17 protein-coding genes are annotated in these 19,643 nt (G+C 60.6%); 13 read left to right on the top strand and 4 right to left on the bottom strand.

Going from position 1 to position 19,643, the window contains the following annotated elements; genetic code table 11:
- Nucleotides 1–7: 7 nt before the first annotated feature.
- Nucleotides 8–169 carry a hypothetical protein gene (locus tag P2T68_RS08310; RefSeq protein ID WP_017844811.1) on the bottom strand — a complete coding sequence of 54 codons (162 nt, stop codon included), beginning with the start codon at nucleotides 167–169 and terminating at the stop codon, nucleotides 8–10.
- 131 nt (nucleotides 170–300) lie between these two features.
- On the opposite strand from P2T68_RS08310, the gene P2T68_RS08305 reads away from it, so the two are divergent.
- From P2T68_RS08305 to P2T68_RS08295, 3 genes are all read left to right on the top strand, one after another.
- Nucleotides 301–1,173, top strand: a complete 873-nt coding sequence (locus tag P2T68_RS08305; protein WP_277379234.1) for a LysR substrate-binding domain-containing protein — start codon at nucleotides 301–303, stop codon at nucleotides 1,171–1,173.
- Nucleotides 1,174–1,263: 90 nt separating this feature from the next.
- Nucleotides 1,264–1,734 carry a RidA family protein gene (locus tag P2T68_RS08300; protein WP_277379233.1) on the top strand — a complete coding sequence of 157 codons (471 nt, stop codon included), beginning with the start codon at nucleotides 1,264–1,266 and terminating at the stop codon, nucleotides 1,732–1,734.
- Nucleotides 1,731–2,912, top strand: coding sequence for an aminotransferase class V-fold PLP-dependent enzyme (locus P2T68_RS08295; RefSeq protein ID WP_024073897.1), 1,182 nt, complete (start codon nucleotides 1,731–1,733; stop codon nucleotides 2,910–2,912). Before P2T68_RS08300 ends, P2T68_RS08295 begins: the two co-directional genes overlap by 4 nt.
- Here the strand turns inward: P2T68_RS08295 and P2T68_RS08290 are convergent.
- The gene (locus P2T68_RS08290) at nucleotides 2,909–3,250 is read right to left on the bottom strand and encodes a hypothetical protein (protein ID WP_024073896.1); all 342 of its coding nucleotides are present in this window, start codon (nucleotides 3,248–3,250) and stop codon (nucleotides 2,909–2,911) included. The genes P2T68_RS08295 and P2T68_RS08290 overlap by 4 nt on opposite strands.
- Nucleotides 3,251–3,468: 218 nt before the next feature.
- On the opposite strand from P2T68_RS08290, the gene rapA reads away from it, so the two are divergent.
- Nucleotides 3,469–6,315, top strand: a complete 2,847-nt coding sequence (gene rapA, locus P2T68_RS08285; RefSeq protein ID WP_150055337.1) for an RNA polymerase-associated protein RapA — start codon at nucleotides 3,469–3,471, stop codon at nucleotides 6,313–6,315.
- 171 nt (nucleotides 6,316–6,486) lie between these two features.
- Here the strand turns inward: rapA and P2T68_RS08280 are convergent, their stop codons facing one another.
- Nucleotides 6,487–7,836, bottom strand: coding sequence for an MFS transporter (locus tag P2T68_RS08280; RefSeq protein ID WP_277379232.1), 1,350 nt, complete (start codon nucleotides 7,834–7,836; stop codon nucleotides 6,487–6,489).
- 253 nt (nucleotides 7,837–8,089) lie between these two features.
- Here P2T68_RS08280 and P2T68_RS08275 point away from each other — a divergent pair, with 253 nt between their 5' ends.
- From P2T68_RS08275 to P2T68_RS08265, 3 genes are all read left to right on the top strand, one after another.
- Nucleotides 8,090–8,458 (top strand): YkgJ family cysteine cluster protein, encoded by a 369-nt coding sequence (locus P2T68_RS08275; protein WP_277379231.1) that lies wholly within the window; start codon nucleotides 8,090–8,092, stop codon nucleotides 8,456–8,458.
- Between the two features lie 138 nt (nucleotides 8,459–8,596).
- A complete protein-coding gene (locus tag P2T68_RS08270; RefSeq protein WP_277379739.1) occupies nucleotides 8,597–10,861 on the top strand; it encodes an EAL domain-containing protein in 2,265 nt (754 codons plus the stop codon).
- Nucleotides 10,862–11,065: 204 nt separating this feature from the next.
- A complete protein-coding gene (locus P2T68_RS08265; protein WP_168232355.1) occupies nucleotides 11,066–13,243 on the top strand; it encodes a hypothetical protein in 2,178 nt (725 codons plus the stop codon).
- A gap of 221 nt (nucleotides 13,244–13,464) precedes the next feature.
- On the opposite strand, the gene P2T68_RS08260 is transcribed toward P2T68_RS08265, so the two are convergent.
- Entirely contained in the window at nucleotides 13,465–13,767 is a 303-nt protein-coding gene (locus P2T68_RS08260) for a DUF2288 domain-containing protein (RefSeq protein WP_024073889.1), read from the bottom strand.
- Nucleotides 13,768–14,107: 340 nt separating this feature from the next.
- Between P2T68_RS08260 and P2T68_RS08255 the strand changes: the two genes are divergently transcribed.
- The 6 genes from P2T68_RS08255 to P2T68_RS08225 all read left to right on the top strand — a co-directional run bounded on the left by P2T68_RS08255 (nucleotide 14,108) and on the right by P2T68_RS08225 (nucleotide 19,641).
- Entirely contained in the window at nucleotides 14,108–15,235 is a 1,128-nt protein-coding gene (locus tag P2T68_RS08255) for a branched-chain amino acid ABC transporter substrate-binding protein (RefSeq protein WP_024073888.1), read from the top strand.
- Nucleotides 15,236–15,463: 228 nt separating this feature from the next.
- Nucleotides 15,464–16,387, top strand: a complete 924-nt coding sequence (livH, locus tag P2T68_RS08250; RefSeq protein ID WP_003172375.1) for a high-affinity branched-chain amino acid ABC transporter permease LivH — start codon at nucleotides 15,464–15,466, stop codon at nucleotides 16,385–16,387.
- Complete coding sequence (locus P2T68_RS08245) at nucleotides 16,384–17,637, top strand: high-affinity branched-chain amino acid ABC transporter permease LivM (RefSeq protein WP_024073887.1); 1,254 nt, start codon at nucleotides 16,384–16,386, stop codon at nucleotides 17,635–17,637. The genes livH and P2T68_RS08245 overlap by 4 nt, the downstream gene beginning before the upstream one ends.
- On the top strand, nucleotides 17,634–18,401 hold the full coding sequence (gene livG / locus P2T68_RS08240) for a high-affinity branched-chain amino acid ABC transporter ATP-binding protein LivG (protein ID WP_016975067.1): 768 nt from the start codon (nucleotides 17,634–17,636) through the stop codon (nucleotides 18,399–18,401). The genes P2T68_RS08245 and livG overlap by 4 nt, the downstream gene beginning before the upstream one ends.
- 1 nt (nucleotide 18,402) lies before the next feature.
- Entirely contained in the window at nucleotides 18,403–19,104 is a 702-nt protein-coding gene (locus tag P2T68_RS35165; protein ID WP_017844798.1) for an ABC transporter ATP-binding protein, read from the top strand.
- A 234-nt stretch (nucleotides 19,105–19,338) separates the two neighbouring features.
- Nucleotides 19,339–19,641: a DUF2282 domain-containing protein gene (locus tag P2T68_RS08225; RefSeq protein ID WP_277379230.1), complete on the top strand. Its 303-nt coding sequence runs from the start codon at nucleotides 19,339–19,341 to the stop codon at nucleotides 19,639–19,641.
- Nucleotides 19,642–19,643 lie beyond the last annotated feature (2 nt).

Here is a 19,643-nt window from a genome sequence, read left to right as displayed (position 1 = left end):
GGCCCTTTCAACGCTTTTTCGGTTTGTTCTTCGGCTTTTTCTTAACTTTCCCCAAGGGCATCGCCTGTTCAAATGCCTGGCGCACTTCATTCAGGCGTTTGTCATTGAGGTCATGCACACGTTTGGCACGTTCGGCATTCAGGTCGATCAGCTTGTCGTCATCACTCATGGCTTGGCTACGTTATGGCGGGAGTGCCTCAATAATGCGGCCTCCCCCGTCCGGCGGCAAATCAGCGAGCGACAAAAGGCGAGGCATCGCCCAAAATCGGCACTTTAAGCCCGCACCCGGAGGCCCCCCAGGTGGCACTGTTCAAGGACCTTCCCCCATTGCTCGCCCTGCGCGCCTTTGAAGCAGTGGCACGGCACTTGAGTTTTATCAAGGCGGCCAATGAGTTGTCGGTCACCCAGAGCGCCTTGAGCCACCAGGTGCAAAAACTCGAACAGCACCTGGGCAAGCCGCTGTTTATCCGACGTACCCGCGCGATCGACCTGACAGCCGACGGCCAGCGTTATTACGACGAAATCCGCCCCGCCCTCGATGCCATCGCCGCCGCCACCCGCACCCAACGGGTCGCCCCTGGCGCCACAGTGTTGCGCATTGGCCTGCTCGCATCCTTTGCCACCTTATGGCTGGCACCGCGCCTGGCCGGGTTTCTCAACCGTTACCCGCATATCCAGGTGGAACTGTTGCCGGCGATTCAATTGGCGAACGTCGACGGAACAACGATCGACCTGGCCATCCGTTACGGCAAGGGCGATTGGCCCGACGTGCAGGCCACACGGCTGATGCCCGAAATACTCTCACCGGTATGCAGCCCGGCATTCAAAGCCAGCCAACTGCATCACGGTCCCTTGCTGATGGCCACCTCGCACCGGCCATTCGAATGGACGGATTGGTCCGCGCATTATCGAGTCGACCTCGATCAACACCCCCGCGTGATGCTGCACGACTACAACATCGTGGTCGAAGCCGCCGTGTCCGGCCAGGGCATCGCCATGGGGCGTCACCGTTTGATCGAGCGCAGGCTCCAGGACGGCAGCCTGGTGGAGGCGTTCGACTGGCCGCCCTATCACAGCGCGATCGGTTACTGGCTGATTACCCCCCAGGGCCCTGCCAATGAGGCCGCCCGCTGTTTCAGCGAGTGGTTGCAGCAAGCCTGCACCGACGCGTGAGTTATTTCGATACGTCCCATGAGATCTATCCGTTTGTCGCCGAACACCACGGCCACCATGCTGAATCCTCCCGACCCAAGAGGATTCAACATGAGCACTTCCATCCGCCAATGTGTGCACGCCCTTGGCTTGACGCTGCCTTCCCCCAGCCAACCGGCGGCCAACTACATCAATCATGTCATCAGCCACAACCAGCTGTTCATCTCCGGACAGATTCCTCTGGTGGAGGGCAAACCTGCCTATGTGGGCCGGCTGGGCGAATCCCTCAGCGATGAAGAAGGCGCCCAGGCCGCACAGCTGGCGGCGCTGGGCCTGCTGGGGCAATTGAGCGCGGCGCTGGAAGACGACCTGTCGCGCCTGGTGCGCATAGTGCGCCTGGGTGTGTTTATCGCCAGCAGCGCCGACTTCAAGCAGCAGAGTGGCGTCGCCAACGGCGCATCCAACCTGCTGGTCAATGCCCTTGGCGAAAAAGGCCGGCATGTACGCACCGCCGTCGGCGTTTCCAGCCTGCCCGCCGGCGTGGCGGTGGAAGTGGACGCCATTTTCGAGTTGCAACCGTGAGCCCGCTTGAAGTCCAGCAACTGCGGGACAACACCCCTGGCTGCCTATCCGGCATCGTGCATTTCAATCACGCCGGCGCGTCCTTACCCAGCCAGGCAACCCTCGATGCCATCATCGAACAATTACAGCGTGAAGCTCGCGACGGCCCCATGGAAGCCGGCGAACACGGTGCGGCCCTGATAGAGCAAGCCCGCCGCGCCGCCGGGCAATTGCTCAATGCGCCCGCCTCGTCGATTGCCTTTGCCAGCAGCGGCTCGACAGCCTGGAGCATGGCGTTCCAGGCACTCGGCCCTTGGCAGCCGGGCGAGCGCATTTTGGTGGGCCGCCACGAATGGGGCGGTAACCTGGCGAGCATGGAACTGGCTGTGCACGCCGGCGCACGGGTCGAGGTCATCCCCTGCGATGAAACCGGCGCGGTCTGCCCGGTGGCCCTGGAAGCGATGATCGATACAAACGTGAAGCTGATCGACCTGACCTGGCTCCCGGCCAATGGCGGCCTGATCAATCCCGCCCAAGCCATCGGCGCCGTCGCCAGGCGCCATGGCATTCCCTACTTTGTCGACGCGGGTCAAGCTGTCGGCCAGGTACCGGTGGATGTGCAGGCGCTGCACTGCGATGTGCTCAAATCGGCCGGCCGCAAGCACCTGCGCGGGCCGCGCGGCACGGCGCTGCTGTATGTGCGGCCAGCGTTTCTCCAGCACCTGAACCCCGCCCAGCGCGATGTGTTCTCGGCCCCCTGGAACGCCAACGGCTACGACTTGCGTAACGACGCCCGGCGCTTTGAAACCAGCGAAGTGTCCGCCGCCTTGTTGGCGGGGCTGGGTAACGCGCTGCAGGAGATCAATCGACTGGGGATCGAGCGGGCCTGGGAGCGCGTCAGGCAGACCAGCGCGCGGATCCGTGAAGCACTGCGCCAGATACCGGGCATTTCCTTGCATGACTTGGGCGCTACGCACTCAGGCTTGATCGCCTTCAACCTCGCCGGCTGGGACGCCTTCGAACTCAAGCGGCGGCTGGGATTGAAGCGAATCAACATCGGCGCCAACGGTGTGGCCTACACCCCGCTGGATATGCAGGCGCGCGGCCTGAGCAGCATCGCGCGCATCTCCGTCAGCCCCTTCAACAACGACCACGATATCGAGGTGCTGCTGACAGCCTTGCGCGAGTTGCGCGATTAAACCTCGACGTCCACCCACAGCCCCTGGCGCGGCGCGTCTTCAATCAGCGGCACCACCGGTACGGTGTTGTCGGCGTTGAGCACATCACCAGGAATGGCCAGGTGCTGCTCCGCGTCCGCGTCGGCTTCACGCCGGCGCTTTTGCTGCTCTTGCTGGCGGCGCTGTTCTTCGCGCAGCAAAAAGGTCGACTGCTCGGCATCGCCCTTTTTCAGGTCGATGGTGCTTTCGTTCGAGCCCGCCTGCACGGGCACCACGGGCGGGATGTCCGGCTTCTGGCGCACCGGGTCGAGTTGTGACGTGACCGGCACAACACTGACGGGCAGCATGGGTGGCAGCATAGTGATTATTCTCCTGATCAACAGGCTGTCGGCGGGTTGCAGGGCGACTTGAGCTCAAGCACGCCAACCTGTGACCCAGTCGACACTCGCAAGTGCCCGCCACCCGTCGATTCAGCAGCGGACCACCGTGCAAACGCAGTAGTTTTTGTCAGAGTCCTTTGGATGAGGGCCTTGTTCCGTTAAGATAGTCGGCTTTTTCACGGCGGGAGTCAGGCAGCATGGCGCAGCAGTATCAACCGGGGCAACGCTGGATTAGTGACAGCGAAGCAGAGCTGGGGTTAGGCACCGTTCTGGCACAGGACGGCCGCTTGTTGACCGTGCTCTATCCGGCCACTGGCGATACGCGCCAGTATGCGCTACGGAATGCGCCCCTCACCCGCGTGAGGTTCTCGCCGGGCGACAGCATCACCCATTTCGAAGGCTGGAAAATGACCGTGCAAGAAGTCGACGACGTCGACGGCCTGCTGGTCTACCACGGCCTCAATGGGCAGAACGAACAGGTCACCCTGCCGGAGACCCAGCTGTCGAACTTCATCCAGTTCCGTCTGGCCAGCGATCGCCTGTTCGCCGGGCAGATCGACCCACTGGCCTGGTTCTCGCTGCGCTACCACACCCTGGAACACACCAGCCGCCAGCTGCAATCCTCCCTGTGGGGCTTGGGTGGCGTACGTGCACAGCCGATTGCCCACCAATTGCACATCGCCCGCGAAGTCGCCGACCGTATCGCGCCGCGGGTACTGCTGGCCGACGAAGTGGGCCTGGGCAAGACCATCGAAGCCGGCCTGGTGATCCATCGCCAACTGCTGTCCGGCCGCGCCAACCGTGTGCTGATCCTGGTCCCGGAAAACCTGCAGCACCAGTGGCTGGTGGAAATGCGCCGCCGCTTCAACCTGCAGGTTGCGCTGTTCGACGAAGAACGCTTTATCGAAAGCGATGCCGCCAACCCGTTCGAAGACACCCAACTGGCCCTGGTCGCCCTTGAGTGGCTGGTGGACGACGAGAAAGCCCAGGACGCGCTGTTCGCCGCCGGCTGGGACCTGCTGGTAGTCGACGAAGCCCACCACCTGGTGTGGCATGAAGACAAGGCCAGCCCGGAATACAGCCTGGTCGAGCAACTGGCCGAAGTGATTCCCGGTGTGCTGCTGCTCACCGCCACCCCGGAACAACTGGGCCAGGACAGCCACTTCGCGCGCCTGCGCCTGCTCGACCCGAACCGTTTCCACGACCTGCAGGCCTTCCGCGCCGAGAGCGAGAACTATCGCCCGGTGGCCGAAGCCGTGCAGGAGCTGCTCGACAAGGGCCGCCTCTCCCCGGCCGCGCACACGACTATCCAGGGTTTCCTCGGCAATGAAGGCGAAGCGCTGCTGACCGCCGTCAACGATGGCGACACCGAAGCCAGCGCGCGCCTGGTGCGCGAGTTGCTCGACCGCCACGGCACCGGTCGCGTGTTGTTCCGCAACACCCGTGCCGCCGTACAAGGTTTCCCGGAGCGCAAGCTGCACGCCTACCCGCTGCCGAACCCGGACGAATACCTCGAATTGCCACTGGGCGAACACGCCGAGCTGTACCCGGAAGTCAGCTTCCAGTCGCAGCCGGACGTCGAGGAAGAAAACCGCTGGTGGCGTTTCGACCCACGGGTCGAGTGGCTGATCGACCAACTGAAAATGCTCAAGCGCACCAAGGTCCTGGTGATCTGCGCCCACGCCGAAACCGCCATGGACCTGGAAGACGCCCTGCGTGTGCGCTCCGGCATCCCGGCCACGGTGTTCCACGAGGGCATGAACATCCTCGAGCGTGACCGCGCCGCCGCCTACTTCGCCGATGAAGAGTTTGGCGCCCAGGTGCTGATCTGCTCGGAGATCGGCAGTGAAGGCCGCAACTTCCAGTTCTCCCACCACCTGGTGCTGTTCGACCTGCCGTCCCACCCCGACCTGCTCGAACAGCGCATCGGCCGCCTGGACCGGATCGGCCAGAAGCATGTGATCGAGTTGCACGTGCCCTACCTGGAAACCAGCCCGCAAGAGCGCCTGTTCCAGTGGTACCACGAAGCACTGAACGCCTTCCTCAACACCTGCCCGACCGGCAACGCCTTGCAGCATCAGTTCGGCCCGCGCCTGCTGCCGCTGCTGGAAAACGCCGACGATGGCGAATGGCAATCCCTGGTCGACGAGGCCCGTGCAGAACGCGAGCGCCTGGAGCAGGAACTGCATACCGGCCGCGACCGCTTGCTGGAGCTCAACTCCGGCGGTGCGGGTGAAGGCGATGCGTTGGTGGAGGCCATTCTTGAGCAAGACGACCAGTTCGCCCTGCCGATCTACATGGAAACCCTGTTCGACGCATTCGGCATCGACAGCGAAGACCATTCGGAAAACGCGCTGATCCTCAAGCCCAGCGAAAAAATGCTCGACGCCAGCTTCCCCCTGGGCGACGACGAAGGCGTGACCATCACCTACGATCGCAACCAGGCGCTGTCACGCGAAGACATGCAATTCATCACCTGGGAACATCCGATGGTGCAGGGTGGCATGGACCTGGTGCTGTCCGGCTCCATGGGCAACACCGCCGTGGCGCTGATCAAGAACAAGGCGCTCAAGCCGGGCACCGTACTGCTGGAGCTGCTCTACGTCAGCGAAGTGGTTGCCCCGCGCTCGCTGCAACTGGGCCGCTACCTGCCACCGGCCGCGCTGCGCTGCCTGCTGGACGCCAACGGCAATGACCTGTCCGGTCGCGTCTCGTTCGAAACCCTGAACGACCAGCTCGAAAGCGTGCCACGAGCCAGCGCCAACAAGTTCGTCCAGGCCCAGCGCGACCAACTCACACCACGCATCAATGCCGGTGAAGAGAAAATCACCCCGCGCCACGCCGAGCGTGTGGCCGAGGCCAAGCGCCGCCTGGCAGCGGACACCGACGAAGAACTGGCGCGCCTGACCGCGTTGCAAGCGGTCAACCCGACCGTGCGTGACAGCGAACTGGTTGCCCTGCGCCAGCAACGCGAACAAGGCCTGGCCATGCTCGACAAGGCGGCGCTGCGACTGGAAGCGATTCGGGTGTTGGTGGCAGGTTGATTGCTGCCCTGCCCTGCTAAATAGAAGGCCCGCGCAATGCGGGCCTTTTTTATTCACTTGAGAACAGCTTTGGCTTTGCGGGCCTCATCGGGGGCAAGCCCCCTCCCACAGTTGACCGAGTTGACTGATCAATGTGGGAGGGGGCTTGCCCCCGATAGAGTCACCACGGTTTCACGCCGTCGCAGCAGCAGCAGCCGGCACCTCCACCGCCGCCAACCCCTCCTTCATCCGCTTGGCATCGCGCACAAAACTGCGCGAGGCCTGGAACAGAAACAGCATGGTCAGGAACAGCGCCACCGGGATCAGATACATGGCGTCATGCAACCCCACCGCTTTGTAAGCCTCAGTCATCTGCTCAGCCCCCGCCGCATACATCGCCGAATGCGCAAAGTGATCGGACAAGCCCCCCACCACAATCGGCCCCATGCCGCCGCCCAGCAGGTACAACCCAGCGAAAAACAGCGCCATCGCCGTGGCCCGCAGGCGCGGTTCGACCACGTCCTGGATCGCCGTGTACACGCAGGTATAGAAGTTGTAGGCAAACAGCCAGCCCACGCTGAACAGTGCGACGAACACACCGATTTCAATACGCCCGGCATGCAAGGCCCAGGCGGTGGTGACGGTGGAGATGATCAAACTGAACGCGGCAAACAGCAGGCGACCATTGGCAATGCGCTGATGGATCTTGTCGGCAATCCAGCCGCCCAAGGTCAGGCCCACCAAGCCGGTGACGCCGACAATCACCCCTGTGGCAACGGCCGCTTCCTGCAATGGCATGAGGAAATAGCGCTGCAGCATCGGCACCAGGAATGAGTTACAGGCATAGGTGGCGAAGTTGAAGCACAGCCCGGCCAGCACCAGCCAGAGGAAGGTCGGCACCGCCAACACGCGGCGGATCGGGCGGTCGACGCGTTCCTGGGAGACCTGCACGGTTTCTGCCGCGCCGCGCTTGGGCTCCTTGATATAGAACATGAACACCGCCAGGATCAGCCCCGGCACCGCCGCGATAAAGAACGGCGCACGCCAACTGTCGAACGCCTTGACCATCGCGCCAATGGTAAAGAACGCCAGCAGCAGGCCCAAGGGCAGGCCCAGCATGAAGATCCCCATGGCCCGTGCGCGGCGGTGGGCCGGGAACAGGTCACCAATCAGCGAGTTGGCCGCCGGCGCATAACTGGCTTCGCCGATACCGATGCCCATGCGCACCAGCAGGAAGGTCCAAAAACTGCCGACCATGCCATTGATCGCCGTCAGCCCGCTCCAGGCGAACAGGCCCCAGCCCATGAGTTTGCTGCGTGAACCGGTGTCGGCCAGGCGCCCGAGCGGCAGGCCGGCAATGGCGTAGACGATGGTGAAGGCGGTGCCGATGATGCCGAGCTGAAAGTCGCTCAGGTGCCATTCCATGCGGATCGGCTCGATGATGATCGCAGGAATGGTGCGGTCGAAGAAATTGAACAGGTTGGCGAGGAACAGCAGGAACAGAATGCGCCAGGCATTCTCCGCTTGGGTCGAGTTCTGCATGGGTCCGTCTCTTTTATTGTTATGAGAGCTGCGATGCCCGATGCATCCTGCTCAGGTCCCTGCAACATAGTCAGACACGTCGCGGTTGTCTGTAATGATTCGTAAAGCTGATAGGGCATGATTTCACCCGGAACTACGGGACTTTCCCTACGGAAAATATAAGCGCGCTCCCCTCTTCCCAATGGCCACGGCACGATTAGAATGGCGAGCCTTCCTGTCACAACCCCACTTCCCTTTCTAATCGATGACGCCCATGTCCGAAGCCAGTCCGTGTCTGAATTGCGGTGCCTGTTGTTCACACTTTCGTGTGTCTTTCTTCTGGGGGGAGTGCGCCTCGTCAGGAGGCACCGTGCCCGATGACCTGGTGATCCAGATCAACCCCACGCGCGTGGCGATGATCGGTACCGACCAGAAACCCGCACGCTGCTGCAGCCTTGAGGGCGAAGTGGGCCAGGCCACCCGTTGCACGATCTACGAGCAGCGCTCCAGCGTGTGCCGTGAGTTCGATTCGTCGTGGAACCAAGGCGTGCAAAACCTCGATTGCGACGCCGCCCGCGCCGCGTTTGGTCTGGCACCACTGGAGGCACCGCCCTTCGAGCTGGAGTTGCCCATCAGCGCTTAGCATCAAACGCTATGGACGGCATGCCAAAATCATTCAAAGCAAAGTGCCATTATTGATGGCAAATTCCGCGAGGCTTCTATACTCGACCTCATAGGTCATCGCCGTAGGCAGTGACGAGACGCTATGACGGGACACGCTATGGAATGGCTGGGTCTGCACTTTTTTATCGATCTTCCAGGGAACGGGCACCTACTACTCAATTGCAGCCATAACCCCTTTCTGGTGCTGTTGGCCTACCTGGTCGCCTGTGCGGCCGGTTTCGGCACCTTGGACATGGCAGAACGTGTCAGCCATGTCGAAGACCCCACCGCCCGCCGCCACTGGCGCTGGCTGGGCGCGGGTTGCCTGGCGGGCGGTATCTGGTCTACCCATTACATCAGCATGCTGGCGTTCCAGGCGCCCATTGCCATTCATTACGAACTGATCATGACGTTCGCCTCGTTGGTGATCGCCCTGATCGCCTCGCTGTTCGCCATGCAAACCCTCAGTCACGCGCAACTGCGCCTTCACCAGTACCTGCTGGCATCGGTCTGGATGGGCCTGGGCATCGCGCTGATGCACTACGTGGGCATGTCGGCCATGGATTCCGAGGCCAAGTTGTACTTCAAACCGGGACTGTTCATGGCTTCGGTAGGGATCGCCATTGCCGCGAGCCTCGCGGCGTTGCTGCTGTCGATCTGCCTGCGCAATGGCATGGGCACCTTCCATCAACTGCTCAAATACGCCGCCAGCCTGATGCTGGGCACCGGTATCCTGAGCATGCATTTCACCGGCATGGCGGCCATGCAAATGCTGGTACCCGCCGGGGCCGACCTTTCGTTGCCGCTGGACAATAACCCCATCCAATTGGGCTTGTCAGTGGCGGTGATCACACTGCTGGTGATTGGTAGCAGCATCAGCGCGGCCCTGGCGGACAAGAAGTTGCAACACAAGGAACGTGACCTGCGCCGGGTCAACGCCCTGCTCGACGAACTGGACCAGGCCCGCGCCTCGCTGCAACAGGTGGCCCATTACGATGCGCTGACCAGCCTGCTCAATCGCCGCGGCTTCAATCAGATTTTCGCGGAGAAACTCGCGGAAAAAACCGCTCACGACGGCATGTTGGCGGTAATTTTCCTCGATATCGACCATTTCAAGCGCATCAATGACAGCCTCGGGCATGACGCGGGCGACCAGTTGCTCAGCGTACTGGCCGGGCATATCAAGAGCTCGGTGCGCAGCCACGCCGATGTGGTCGCGCGGTTTGGCGGCGATGAGTTCTGCATCCTCATCAACATCCACCACCGCGACGAAGCGCAGCATTTGGCCCAGCGCATCATGCAAAAAATGAAAGAGCCCGTCGAACTCGCCGGCAGGCGCATGGTGATGACCACCAGCATCGGTATCAGCCTGTTTCCCGACGACGGACTGACCTGCGAAGAACTGCTGAAAACCGCCGACCTGGCGCTGTACCAATCCAAGGATTCAGGCCGTAACAGCCTGAACTTCTTCAGCTCCAACCTGAAGACCCGCGCCTTCCTCGAACTGCAACTGGAAGAACAGTTGCGCGCTGCCCTGCGTGCCCGCAACGAACTGGTGCTGTTCTACCAACCGATTTTCGACATGAAACGGGGCAAGGTCACCCGCCTGGAAGCCTTGGTACGCTGGCAGCACCCACAACACGGTTTGCTGACACCCGAGCGCTTTATCGGCATTGCCGAAAGCAACGGGTTGATTGCCGAACTGGACCACTGGGTACTGCGCCAGGCCTGCCACGACTTGAGCCTGTTGTCGGACAAGGGTTACGCCGAGCTGACCATGGCCGTGAACTGCTCAGCCTTGAACCTGACACGTGATGAGCTGGCCGATGAAATCGAAGATGCCCTGCGGTTCAGCGGGATCGCCGCCAACCGCCTGGAACTGGAAGTCACCGAAAATGCATTGATGGGCAATATCAGCAGCACCCTGGCACTGTTGCGACAGATCCGCGCCCTGGGTGTGTCCCTGGCCATCGATGACTTCGGCACCGGCTATTCTTCCCTCGCCTATCTCAAGCGCCTGCCGCTCAACACCTTGAAGATTGACCGCTCGTTCATCCAGGACATCCCCAAGTCCAACGCCGATATCGAAATCGTCCAGGCCATTATCGGCATGGCCCACACCCTGCACCTGCAGGTCGTGACCGAAGGGGTGGAAACCCAGGCGCAATTCGAACTGCTGCTCAAGCATGGCTGTGACTTCATCCAAGGCTACCTGCTGAGTCCGGCGGTGCCTGCCCGCGATATCATCGGGGTCATCCAAGGTATCCACAGGCGCACTCCGCTCTCCCCCTTCAGTGTTGCCGGCGCCAAGTACACGCCATCGCCGAAGGACCCCGCCACCGCTCGTACCGGCTCCACCTCGGTCATCAGGCCAATCCGATGACGCCGATTCTTTGGCATTTCGCCATCACTTACCTAAAGAACGCCGACAAACGGCCGATTAATCAGAGTCCGGCCAGGTTTTCCCTTAAAAAACTAGGGTTAAACCCGACTACACCGGATAAGGACGCACTGCAAAGTCGCGAACTCTCATTCATTGATGGCTATTTGATATTTTTCAGCCGTCCGTCCAGGTACATGGCGCCCAATGACTTCTAAAAATAACCCTGCCACCGTGGTCTCCGACGTGTTGCCGACAGCCCCTGCGGAAAAAACCCCAGGCTCAAAGTCATTGAGCAGCGCCCGCCCGCTGGCCGCCCAGCAATACTTGTACTTCACCGAAACCAATACCGACCGCATCCTCGATAACCTCGATGGCCTGCGCGACATGGTGTTCCCGCGGCCACCCCACCTGGAAGGCGACGGCGAGCCACACAGCGACCAGGAATTCCCGTCGGTGTGCCTGATCGGCCTGGGCCGCTGCGGTTCGAACATCGCATTGGACGTGGCGGAACTGGTGTACAACGCGCGCAAGTTCTACCTGAACGAATTCAGTACCGAAGATAAAACCCTCGACAAGGGCTACAGCCCGGCCCAATGGATCCGCAACAACCTGCGCCTGGGCGGCGGCAAGGCCAGCAAACCCGTGTTCCTGGTGGAGCCGCTGGTGATGCTGGGTGACTTGGACAAGGACATCGCCGGGCGCATCCGTTTCTCACGCAAGGGCGAGAAAAGCGGCTTTCTGCGCGACTACAGCAAGATGAAAATCATGGACCTCTCGGAAGTCCATGCCGGTGGCGCCGGTAACGCGCCGATCCTTGGTCAATACCTGGCCAAGATCATCCTTAATAAAGACACCCAGCGCTTTTCCAGCCCCGATTGGAAGATGATCCACTCGTACCTCATCGACTCCTGTGGCATCAAGGCCAACCAATCGCGCCTGTACTTCTCGATCTTCAGTGCCGGCGGTGGTACCGGCTCGGGCATGGCGTCCGAATTCGGCCTGGCCCAGCAACACTCGTACATGAACAAGACGTTCGACACCAAGCCTGCCGACGAACACGACAGCAAGAGCGGCCACGCCTTTGTCTTCGAGCCGATCTTCACCAGCGGCATCTGTGTGCTGCCGAATATTTCCGACCACCGCAGCGAAATGTCCGAGGCGCTGCATATCAACGCTGGGCGACTGCTGTGCAAGTACCTGTCGGAAGAATGGGACTTCTCATACAACTTCGACAATGAAGACAGCAGCGAAGCCAGTGTGAAGGGGCGTATTCGCCCTTGGAACGCGATGATGCTGATCTCCAACGACATCATGCGTTACGCCGAAGAGAGCGACGACGGCAATATCCAGAACATTGACGTCAATGCCATGGAAAAACACGCCAACCAGTACATCTCCCAGCAGATCTTCAACATCCTGACCGCCCAGGCGGTGACCACCGACTACGACCAGAACTACTTCCGTCGTGCCGGCATCGACATTGGCGAGACTATCCGCCTCGACGCCAACGACCTGTTCATGAGCCTGGCCGGGCCGGTGGCGATTGCCTACGCCGAATCGGTGGTCCCGGAAACGCCGGCGCCGTCGAATGACAAGTTCAAGGTCTTCGAAAAAGAGCCGCAGCGCCTGAACATCGACGACCTGTTCTTCCGCTCGATCGACCTGCCACACTTCAACAAGGTCACCCAGGCCATCGAAGGCATCAGCCTGCTGCCGATCGAGTCCAAGCGCTATAAGGCCTCCTTGGAGCAGTACAAGAACTCCGGCTACGACGCGGCGGCGCTGCATGACCTGCACTTCTTCAAGAACTGCTCGTCGGTGGTGTCCATCGTCTCGCTGCCCAAGGACTACAAGCTGTCCTACATGGACCTGAACCGGCTCAAGACCCACCTCAACAGCCTGTTCCCCAACACCACCCTGAAACGCTACGCACTGGTAATCGGCGCCTCGGCAAACCTGTCGCTGACCACCCTGATCGCCAAGAGCCCGTGCCTGTCGGATGACTTCCTGACGCTGATCGTGGCATTTATCAAACGCTGCTTTGCGCGTAACCCGTACCGTTTCGATGACACGCTGGACAACTCGATCCTGGACTTCATCATCCACGAGGATTTCGACGAAGACCGGATCGATCAACTGCTCAACGAGTTTGAAAACCCGGCGAAGATCCTCGATACCAACTGGTACGCGATCAAGCCGATGTACGAGAAGAAGTACCGGGAGCTGATCAATGACAAAGACAAGTTTGTCTCGATCAATGACATTCGCCTGTCACGGGATTGCGTGAAGAAGGCGATCAAGTATTTGCGTGAGATCTACCGTCACCGGATCGGCAAGACCAAGGTGATCTCGCTGAATAACCATACCGGCAAGACGGGCTAGGCTGGTGTGGCGAGGGAGCCTGCTCCCTCGCCACCCTGATCGACTCACACCCGGAAACAATTCCTACGGCGTTTCAGCCCCCGCAAAACTGTTCCCATGACGCGCACGTCACCCTCACCTGTGACCTTTCTCTACGGCAAGATGCCATCACCGGCCCGGCGGTTACTCCGCTACACACTTAGGCGGGCACAAAAGACGCACCTTTTCGGTGCAACCTTTTCTTACGCCGCCCTTTCCTGGATCAGAATCCACGGCGATACCACCACGGCCCACAGGCTCGGATCACGCTCCACCAGGTCCAGTGCCCGCGTCGCAGACACCTCGCCCAGGCTCCCCGAGGCCAGCCAGGCAGCGACTTTGTCACGATTATCCTCGGCCATGCCTTCGGCCGCCTCGATCAAATCCACGCTGGCGTCGACCCACAATAGGGCACCCTTGGCAAAGAACGGTTCAAGCTCCTTCCAGGAAATTTCGGCGGTTTCACCGAGCAGCTTGGCATAGAGGGTGCTAGGTTCTTGCGTCATGGGAGTTCACCTGAGTAAAAATCGGCGCAATCATAACGTCGCGGCTCTTGTAGAAAAACCCAGTTGCAAATGAGTCAACGATTGAAACTGTCAGGAAAGCCAAGGATTGCCCGAGACTCTGGCATCACCCCGCCGCAATTCTGTCTTTTTCTTTCATTTAAGCGACACGTCCGGGTTTTGCCCCCAGCAGCCAGCTTTTCAAGCGATCAACCGGCGCTCTACACTGTACCGGTACAGTTGCCAGGGCACTGCCGGGGGGATATCCGAGATATCTGATCCGGTTCAGCAGCTCACAAGGCCGCTAGAACTATAAAAAATACAACAGTAAGAGTGGAGCACTATGAATAAGGCTACTAAGCAGATTTCCAAACTGTTTGCCGCTATGGTCCTGGCTGGGGTTGCCGGCCATTCGTTCGCAGCTGACACCATCAAGATCGGTATTGCCGGCCCTAAAACCGGCCCTGTGACCCAGTACGGCGACATGCAGTTCATGGGCGCCAAACAAGCCATCGAAGACATCAACGCCAAAGGCGGTGTAGACGGCAAATTGCTGGAAGCCAAGGAATACGACGACGCCTGCGACCCTAAACAAGCCGTTGCCGTAGCCAACAAAGTGGTCAACGACGGCGTCAAGTTCGTGGTCGGCCACCTTTGCTCCAGCTCCACTCAACCAGCGTCCGACATCTATGAAGATGAAGGCGTGATCATGATTACCCCGGCTGCCACCAGCCCGGAAATCACCGCCCGTGGCTACAAGCTGATCTTCCGCACCATCGGCCTGGACAGCGCCCAAGGCCCAGCGGCTGGCAACTACATCGCCGACCACGTGAAGCCGAAAATCGTTGCCGTGCTGCACGACAAGCAGCAATACGGTGAAGGCATCGCCACCGCCGTCAAACAGACCCTCGAGAAGAAAGGCGTAAAAGTTGCCGTCTTCGAAGGCCTGAACGCCGGCGACAAAGACTTCTCCTCGATCATCCAGAAGCTCAAGCAAGCCAACGTCGACTTCGTCTACTACGGCGGCTACCACCCAGAGCTGGGCCTGATCCTGCGCCAGTCCAAGGAAAAAGGCCTGAACGCCAAGTTCATGGGCCCAGAAGGCGTCGGCAACGACTCCATCTCGCAAATCGCCCAAGGCGCCTCCGAAGGCCTGCTGGTCACCCTGCCGAAATCCTTCGACGCCGACCCGGCCAACAAAGCCATCGTCGAGAAGTTCACCGAGAAGAAGCAGGACCCGAGTGGCCCATTCGTGTTCCCGGCCTACTCCGCTGTTGAAGTCATCGCTGGCGGTATCGCTGCCGCGAAGAGCGAAGACACCGCCAAAGTGGCAGCCGCCATCCACGCGGGCACCTTCAAGACCCCTACCGGCGACCTGAGCTTCGACGCCAAGGGCGACCTGAAGGACTTCAAGTTCGTGGTCTACGAATGGCACTTCGGTAAACCAAAAACCGAAGTTTCCCCTCAGTAAGCCAGGCGTTACTGGTCAACAAGCCCACTGTGAGAGCAGTGGGCTTTGTTTTACGAGGTTTATGGGCCTGTCACCCGCGATCCGGGCGCTGGCTCACCTGAAAATCTTAAAACCGTCACCAGCGGTTCGCTGGCAAACGCTTTGTGCAAATGTGCTCACAGAACACAGCACAGGGCCGGAACATGACTCCACCAGTGAAATGCGTATCGGGTTTTTAGGAGCGTTGTAATGCCTGAGATCTATCATTTTTTCCAACAGCTGGTTAATGGCCTGACCATTGGCAGCACCTATGCCTTGATAGCCATTGGCTACACAATGGTTTACGGCATCATTGGAATGATCAACTTCGCCCATGGCGAGGTATACATGATTGGCTCCTACGTGGCCTTCATCGCCCTTGCCGGGCTGGCCATGATGGGTATCCACTCACTGCCGCTGTTGATGACCGCTGCATTCCTTGCGTCGATCGTCGTAACCAGTGCCTATGGCTACAGTATCGAGCGGGTCGCCTACCGTCCCTTGCGGGGCAGCAACCGTTTGATCCCGTTGATTTCCGCCATCGGCATGTCGATTTTCCTGCAAAACACCGTATTGCTGTCCCAGGACTCCAAGGATAAATCCATCCCCAACCTGATCCCTGGGAGCTTCTCCTTCGGCCCGGGTGGCGCGGAAGAAGTCCTGATTTCCTACATGCAGATCCTGGTCTTCGTGGTCACCCTGGTGGCCATGCTGGGCCTGACCCTGTTCATCTCTCGCTCCCGTCTGGGGCGCGCCTGCCGGGCCTGTGCCGAAGACATCAAGATGGCCAACCTGCTGGGCATCAACACCAACAACATCATTGCCCTGACCTTCGTGATCGGTGCCGCGCTGGCAGCTGTCGCGGCCGTGTTGCTGAGCATGCAGTACGGCGTGATCAACCCCAACGCCGGTTTCCTGGTGGGCCTCAAGGCCTTCACCGCGGCGGTCCTGGGCGGCATCGGCAGTATCCCGGGCGCGATGCTCGGTGGCCTGGTGCTGGGTGTGGCCGAAGCGTTTGGCGCCGATATCTTCGGCGACCAGTACAAGGACGTCGTGGCGTTCGGCCTGTTGGTTCTGGTGCTGTTGTTCCGTCCGACCGGCATCCTGGGCCGTCCGGAGGTTGAGAAAGTATGAGCAGATATCTTAAATCGGCGTTTTTCAGCGCCTTGTTGGTATGGGCGGTTGCCTTTCCGGTACTCGGCCTCAAGCTGAGCATTGTCGGCATCAACCTGGAAGTGCATGGCACTGGCCCCGTGACCCTGACCATCATCGCCCTGTGCTCGGTGCTGATGTTCCTGCGCGTGCTGTTTACCCAGCAGGTCGGTGCCCTGTTCAAAGGCAACCGTGGCCCGTTGGTTTCGCCCAAGGTCAGCCAGTTCCTCACCCTGCCGCGCACCCAGCGCTACATCATCATCGGCCTGATCGTGGCCGCGTTGATCTGGCCGTTCTTCGGTTCACGCGGTGCGGTCGACATCGCCACGCTGATCCTGATCTACGTGTTGCTGGGCCTGGGCCTGAATATCGTGGTGGGGCTCGCCGGCCTGCTCGACCTGGGTTATGTGGGCTTCTATGCCGTGGGTGCCTACACCTACGCGCTGCTGTCGCACTACCTGGGCTGGAGCTTCTGGATCTGCCTGCCCCTGGCCGGCATGGCGGCCGCGACGTTCGGCTTCCTGCTGGGTTTCCCGGTGTTGCGCCTGCGCGGTGACTACCTGGCGATCGTGACCCTGGGTTTCGGGGAAATCATCCGTCTGTTCCTGCGTAACCTCACCGACATCACCGGTGGCCCCAACGGTATCAGCAGCATCCCCAAGCCAACGTTCTTCGGGTTGTCGTTCGACCGTACCGCCGCCGAAGGCATGCAGACCTTCCATGAGTACTTCGGGATCGACTACAACCCGGTGAGCAAGGTGGTATTCCTGTACCTGGTTGCCCTGTTGCTGGCCCTGGCTGCGCTGTTCGTGATCAACCGCCTGCTGCGCATGCCGATCGGCCGCGCCTGGGAAGCCCTGCGCGAAGATGAAATCGCCTGCCGCGCCCTGGGCCTGAACCCAACTATCATCAAGCTCTCCGCGTTCACCCTGGGCGCTGCATTCGCCGGTTTCGCCGGCAGTTTCTTCGCCGCTCGCCAAGGCCTGGTGACCCCGGAGTCATTCACCTTTATCGAGTCGGCGATCATCCTCGCCATCGTGGTATTGGGTGGCATGGGCTCGCAGTTGGGCGTGATCCTGGCCGCGATCGTGATGATCCTGCTGCCGGAAATGATGCGTGAGTTCAGCGAATACCGCATGTTGATGTTCGGCGCCTTGATGGTGCTGATGATGATCTGGCGCCCTCAGGGTCTGCTGCCCATGCAACGTCCACACATGGAGCTGCGCAAATGAGCCGCGAGATCCTGAAAGTCGAAAACTTGAGCATGCGCTTCGGCGGCTTGCTGGCGGTCAATGGCGTCGCCCTGACCGTGAAAGAGAAACAGGTCGTGGCGTTGATCGGCCCCAACGGTGCCGGCAAGACCACGGTGTTCAACTGCCTCACCGGCTTCTACAAGCCCAGTGGTGGCAGCATCCTGCTGGACGGCCAGCCGATCCAGGGCCTGGCCGGTCACGAAATTGCCCGCAAGGGTGTGGTGCGCACGTTCCAGAACGTGCGGTTGTTCAAGGACATGACGGCGGTCGAGAACCTGTTGATCGCCCAGCACCGTCACCTGAACACCAACTTCTTCGCAGGCCTGTTCAAGACCCCGGCGTTCCGCAAGAGCGAGCGCGAGGCCATGGAGTACGCCGAGTACTGGCTGGACAAGGTCAACCTCACCGAGTTCGCCAACCGGCCTGCCGGCACCCTGGCCTATGGTCAGCAACGTCGCCTGGAAATCGCCCGCTGCATGATGACCCGCCCGCGGATCCTCATGCTCGACGAACCGGCCGCTGGCCTGAACCCCAAGGAAACCGAAGACCTCAAGGCGCTGATCAGCGTGTTGCGTGAGGAAAACAACGCCACGGTGCTGTTGATCGAACACGACATGAAACTGGTCATGAGCATTTCCGACCATATCGTGGTGATCAACCAGGGCACGCCCCTGGCCGACGGGACGCCGGAGCAGATCCGCGACAATCCTGAAGTGATCAAAGCCTATCTGGGGGAAGCGTAAAATGCTGCAATTCGAAAACGTTTCCACTTTCTACGGCAAGATCCAGGCCCTGCACAGCGTCAACGTGGAAGTGCGACAGGGTGAGATCGTGACGCTGATCGGCGCCAACGGTGCTGGCAAGTCGACCTTGCTGATGACCCTGTGCGGTTCGCCCCAGGCCCATAGCGGCAGCATCCGCTACATGGGTGAGGAACTGGTGGGCCAGCAGTCGTCACACATCATGCGCAAGAGCATTGCCGTGGTGCCGGAAGGCCGACGGGTGTTTTCGCGCCTGACCGTGGAGGAAAACCTGGCCATGGGCGGGTTCTTTACCGACAAGGGCGACTACCAGGAGCAGATGGACAAGGTGCTGCACCTGTTCCCCCGGCTCAAGGAGCGTTTCAGCCAGCGTGGCGGCACCATGTCCGGCGGCGAGCAGCAAATGCTTGCCATCGGCCGGGCGCTGATGAGCAAACCCAAGCTGTTGCTGCTCGACGAGCCCTCCCTCGGCCTGGCCCCGATCATCATCCAGCAGATCTTCGACATCATCGAACAGCTGCGCAAGGACGGAGTGACGGTGTTCCTGGTAGAACAGAACGCCAACCAGGCGCTGAAAATCGCTGACCGCGCCTATGTGCTGGAAAACGGTCGGGTGGTGATGCAAGGCACGGGTGAACAGTTGCTGACCGATCCAAAGGTTCGCGAGGCGTACCTGGGCGGTTAACACCCGGTTGCAATGTGGGAGGGGCTTGCTCCCGATAGCAGTGTGTCAGGCACAGAGAATGTGACTGATGTGCCGCCATCGGGAGCAAGTCGAATCGTCGCACCGCCCCTCCCACATTTTTTTGCAGTGTTTGAAATTATTTCGTCTGGCCTTGTAACGAACATCGTCCTCCCGCCTCTAGTGGTGCAAGCAGGCATTCAAGCCCGCTCCTCAACCTACTGCTGGAGATCCACCATGACGACCAAACTGTCCGCCGCTACCCTCGCCCTCGCCCTCGCCCTGGGCTCGGCCTTGAGCCTGTCTGCCCTGACCACCACCGCCCACGCTGCCGACGACATGCAGAAATGCTTCGGCGTCGCCGAAGCCGGCAAGAACGATTGCGCCGCCGGCGCCGGTACTTCCTGCGCCGGCACTTCAAAAACCAAGGACCAGGCCAACGCCTGGAAACTGGTCCCCGCCGGTACCTGCACCCAAACCCCCAGCTCCACCTCGCCGACCGGTTTCGGCCAGGAAGCCGCCTTCACCGCCAAGTCCTGATC

This window comes from Pseudomonas sp. G11, from assembly GCF_029457515.1.
GTDB lineage: Bacteria > Pseudomonadota > Gammaproteobacteria > Pseudomonadales > Pseudomonadaceae > Aquipseudomonas > Aquipseudomonas gorinensis.
This window is presented reverse-complemented; position numbering and strand designations above follow the sequence as displayed.

What these genes read in the sequence shown, in the direction of transcription:
- livH (WP_003172375.1), top strand. Translation starts at nt 15,464, where the DNA reads ATGCCTGAGATCTATCATTTTTTCCAACAGCTGGTTAATGGCCTGACC.
- P2T68_RS08270 (WP_277379739.1), top strand. Translation starts at nt 8,597, where the DNA reads ATGGAATGGCTGGGTCTGCACTTTTTTATCGATCTTCCAGGGAACGGG.
- P2T68_RS08300 (WP_277379233.1), top strand. Translation starts at nt 1,264, where the DNA reads ATGAGCACTTCCATCCGCCAATGTGTGCACGCCCTTGGCTTGACGCTG.
- P2T68_RS08290 (WP_024073896.1), bottom strand. Translation starts at nt 3,250, where the DNA reads ATGCTGCCACCCATGCTGCCCGTCAGTGTTGTGCCGGTCACGTCACAA.
- P2T68_RS08275 (WP_277379231.1), top strand. Translation starts at nt 8,090, where the DNA reads ATGTCCGAAGCCAGTCCGTGTCTGAATTGCGGTGCCTGTTGTTCACAC.
- P2T68_RS35165 (WP_017844798.1), top strand. Translation starts at nt 18,403, where the DNA reads ATGCTGCAATTCGAAAACGTTTCCACTTTCTACGGCAAGATCCAGGCC.
- livG (WP_016975067.1), top strand. Translation starts at nt 17,634, where the DNA reads ATGAGCCGCGAGATCCTGAAAGTCGAAAACTTGAGCATGCGCTTCGGC.
- P2T68_RS08255 (WP_024073888.1), top strand. Translation starts at nt 14,108, where the DNA reads ATGAATAAGGCTACTAAGCAGATTTCCAAACTGTTTGCCGCTATGGTC.
- P2T68_RS08310 (WP_017844811.1), bottom strand. Translation starts at nt 169, where the DNA reads ATGAGTGATGACGACAAGCTGATCGACCTGAATGCCGAACGTGCCAAA.
- P2T68_RS08265 (WP_168232355.1), top strand. Translation starts at nt 11,066, where the DNA reads ATGACTTCTAAAAATAACCCTGCCACCGTGGTCTCCGACGTGTTGCCG.
- P2T68_RS08260 (WP_024073889.1), bottom strand. Translation starts at nt 13,767, where the DNA reads ATGACGCAAGAACCTAGCACCCTCTATGCCAAGCTGCTCGGTGAAACC.
- P2T68_RS08225 (WP_277379230.1), top strand. Translation starts at nt 19,339, where the DNA reads ATGACGACCAAACTGTCCGCCGCTACCCTCGCCCTCGCCCTCGCCCTG.
- P2T68_RS08280 (WP_277379232.1), bottom strand. Translation starts at nt 7,836, where the DNA reads ATGCAGAACTCGACCCAAGCGGAGAATGCCTGGCGCATTCTGTTCCTG.
- P2T68_RS08245 (WP_024073887.1), top strand. Translation starts at nt 16,384, where the DNA reads ATGAGCAGATATCTTAAATCGGCGTTTTTCAGCGCCTTGTTGGTATGG.
- rapA (WP_150055337.1), top strand. Translation starts at nt 3,469, where the DNA reads ATGGCGCAGCAGTATCAACCGGGGCAACGCTGGATTAGTGACAGCGAA.